This is a genomic window from Microcystis sp. M31BS1 (genome assembly GCF_020245285.1).
Lineage (GTDB): Bacteria > Cyanobacteriota > Cyanobacteriia > Cyanobacteriales > Microcystaceae > Microcystis > Microcystis panniformis.
The window spans coordinates 1-3,669 of record NZ_JADBVE010000190.1; the positions used below are offsets into that span (position 1 = coordinate 1).

The following is a 3,669-nucleotide window of genomic DNA, read 5'->3' on the forward strand; positions in this document are numbered from 1 at the left end:
ATACAGTGAGTTCTTTTCTTCTTCCGTGAATTCTAGGTTAATCATGTTTTTAATGAGTGCTTTGCTTCTAATTATGACTCTTAAACTATATTATTGTCCTTGAGTAAAAAATGCAAGTTGTAGCCGTGCAAAGTATATATTTGTAATCATCTAAGAGTCACTGATAATTGCTGATTGTCGGTATTCCCGCAAATGTGAGATGCACCCCACTCACTCGCTGGCGGAACTGTATCTTAGAATACATTTTACCCACCAAACCCAAGAGAGCCATCGATTCTTATCTGACAACTCTTTCCCTTGAAGGCATTCCCATAAAAAAGAGGGTAGTTATGGTTAACTACCCCAAAAAATTCTACTAGATCGGTGCCATTAAGCGATCGCTTAATTGTTCAGCTACTAGACAGCCACAACTTTTTTGCTGACTTGGGTTAATTGCCCTTTAGCATATTTGGCTGCGTAGTCATCAAGGGACATTTGTTTGATTTTGCTGGCGTTACCGGCGGTACCAAATTGTTGATAGCGATCGGCACAAACTTTCTGCATATAGGTGATCGAGGGTTTCAGGAAGAAACGGGGATCAAACTCTTTCGGGTTGCTGAATAGTGCTTCCCGAACTGCGGCGGTAATTGCTAAACGGCAGTCGGTGTCGATATTGATTTTACGCACACCACTCTTGATGCCTTTTTGGATTTCTTCCACGGGAACACCGTAGGTTTCGGGGATAGCGCCACCGAATTGGTTGATTAATTCGAGGAGATCTTCGGGGACCGAGGAAGAACCGTGCATAACCAAGTGAGTATTGGGTAAGCGGTTATGAATTTCTTCAATACGGCTAATAGCGAGAATTTCGCCGGTGGGTTTGCGGGTAAATTTGTAAGCGCCGTGGCTAGTACCAATGGCTACTGCTAAAGCATCTACTTGAGTTCTTTCGACGAAATCCACCGCTTCATCGGGATCGGTTAACAGCATCGAGTGATCTAATTCTCCCTCAAAACCGTGGCCGTCTTCCGCTTCTCCTTTACCAGTTTCTAGGGAACCTAAACAACCGAGTTCCCCTTCCACACTAGCACCGATCGAGTGAGCAACTTTTACTACTTCAGCAGTAACGTTAACGTTGTACTCGTAGGTGGCGGGAGTTTTAGCATCCGCTTCTAAGGAACCATCCATCATGACACTGGTGAAACCGTTACGGATCGCCGAGTAGCAGGTGGCGGGTTCGTTACCGTGATCTTGGTGCATCACGATGGGGATATGAGGATAGGTTTCCACCGCGGCGGTGATCAGGTGACGCAGGAAGTTTTCCCCTGCATATTTGCGCGCACCGCGAGAAGCTTGCAGGATAACGGGGCTATCGGTGGCTGCCGCCGCTTGCATGATCGCTTGGATCTGCTCCATATTATTTACGTTAAAAGCGGGGATGCCATATCCGTTCTCAGCCGCGTGATCCAACAATAACCGCATGGGGACGAGTGCCATATCCTTTACTCCTTAATCTATTTCTTGTTTTTTGTCTCTTTAAATTCAAGAAAGTTAATTCTCTTACCTGTTAATCTTAAGATAGTTTTTACACTTTGACGATCCCCAAAAAAAATTTTTCCCAGTTTCGTCCTAAGATGACCACAATCTCCGTCGCGGCGGACCGTTAAGTAGTTCGTGTGTATCAAATAACAGCCGGGGAATCGGCAATTTTTCCGGGCAGCGAGGTAAACAATCACCGCATTCAGTACAATTATTGGCCTTGCGTCCGGGGAACCAATGACCGGCATTTTCCAGCATTCGATAGCGATACTGACCAAAATCGGTCATTTCGTAAGCTACTGCCAGATTCCGCAGTCTCAACACTTCGGGGATATTAATATTTTCGGGACAGGGTAAACATTGATAACATTGGCTACATAAATCTGTAGCCAATTTATCGGTTAAATGTGCCTCTAAACGCTTAAAAACGGCAATTTCTGCCGCATCTAGGGGCTGATCTCCTTCGCATACGTTAATAATTGCCTCTAATTCCTCCGGTATCGCTGCCCCGACGCTGAGGGTAGTAATGCGCGGATCGCTCAATAAAAAGCGATAATTTAGCTCTAAGGGTGAAAAAGGGGCGCATAATTCCTCTAGCTTTTTCGGAGATCTGTGGAGACTACCTCCCTTATCAGCAGGGGAGATAATAAACACACCCATGTCCTTTGCTTGGGCTAAAGCGATCGCCGGTTGCTGTCTTTGCCAAAAAAAATAGTAATGGATATTGACAAAAGCGAAGAAATCTGTATTGATCGTCTCGAGAATAATTTCTAGGGGTGCATGGGTAGAAAAGCCAATATGACCAATTTTTCCAGCTTCTTGGGCCAGAAAAACGGCTTTCATGCAGCCTTGCGGGTCTTTAATCCAGTTTAAATGCTCGCGGGTGTTAATACCGTGAATTGCTAGACAATCGAGGTAATTTAATTGTAATCGTTCTAGGGATTCGGCGATCGCTTTTTCCATAGTTTGGCGATCGGGAGTGGGGACCAATTTCGTAGTCAGATAAACCCGCTCCCGCACTCCTTGACGCTGCAGGTAGCGACCGAGAAAAACTTCGCTATTACCGTAACCTCTGGCTGTTTCTAGGTGATTAATCCCCAATTCTAGGGCGCGATCGACTGTTGCAGTAAACACCGACTCTGAGGACAAACAGCGCATTGTCCCCAGGGAAAACAGCGAAAATTGCCAATTAGTACGGCCAAATCGTCGATAACGCATTGATTCAGTTATCAGTTATCAGTTATCAGTTACCAGTTGTTAGTTAGAAGGTATTGGGGGATGGGGTGTGGGGGTGATGGGGTGATGGGGTGATGGGGAAGTGGGGAGAATAAATAAAAATAATCTCCTGTCGACCGTCGACCGTCTCCTGAATCCTGTCTCCTGAATGTTCACTGATCACTAAAATCACCGTGACGTTGGATCAGGTCTGAGGGGCTAAGATTGGAGACGAAATTGCGAAAAGCTTGACGTTCCTGCTCATCCGCGTCACGATCGACAGGAATAGAAGCGGAAGCGATCACTTCTTCCATTACCCAGACAGGACTGTTGGTACGCAGAGCAATGGCGATCGCATCACTGGGACGACAATCGATTTCTTTTTTGACTTCGCCGCGCTGGAGACAGAGAACAGCATAAAAGGTATTATCTTGGAGAGAATGGATGATAATCTTTTCTAAATCCATGTCCCAAACTTTAAAAATATTAGCGATCAAATCGTGGGTGAGGGGACGAGGGGGTTTTTGTTGTTCGAGGACGGTGATAATGGCCTTAGCCTGATCTTGTCCGATGTAGATAGGTAGGGCGCGACGCTCGGAACCATCCTTGAGTAGTACAATGGGACTGCGAGTGATAGCGTCTAGGGCAATTCCAGCGACTTTCATTTCGATCATGACTATGGCTTCTCCAATATAGAGATTCAGCTAGGGAAGGAGTGGGAAAGCAACCTGAATAATATAGTGCTTCGTTACACTCACAGTATGCCCTAAGATGGCAGAGATTAGCCTCATCTTTATTGACATCCTCGCCGCACTTTTAGGGCGGCGATTCCTAAACCTCACGATTTAAGTTTCTGCTTCCACCACCGTCGCATACCACAGTTAAAAAACCATGTACTGTCTTACACAGAGTCCACAGACTTTCGCCCCATTTCAG

The 3,669-nt window shown here is 45.8% G+C and carries 3 protein-coding genes; all 3 read right to left on the bottom strand.

The window, feature by feature from the left end:
- Window positions 1–396: 396 nt before the first annotated feature.
- Complete coding sequence (gene fba / locus IM509_RS10990; RefSeq protein WP_002744497.1) at window positions 397–1,476, bottom strand: class II fructose-bisphosphate aldolase; 1,080 nt, start codon at window positions 1,474–1,476, stop codon at window positions 397–399.
- A 132-nt stretch (window positions 1,477–1,608) separates the two neighbouring features.
- Window positions 1,609–2,736, bottom strand: a complete 1,128-nt coding sequence (locus IM509_RS10995; RefSeq protein WP_185237050.1) for an aldo/keto reductase — start codon at window positions 2,734–2,736, stop codon at window positions 1,609–1,611.
- Between the two features lie 170 nt (window positions 2,737–2,906).
- The gene (locus IM509_RS11000; protein ID WP_052275610.1) at window positions 2,907–3,407 is read right to left on the bottom strand and encodes a bifunctional nuclease family protein; all 501 of its coding nucleotides are present in this window, start codon (window positions 3,405–3,407) and stop codon (window positions 2,907–2,909) included.
- Window positions 3,408–3,669: the final 262 nt, after the last annotated feature.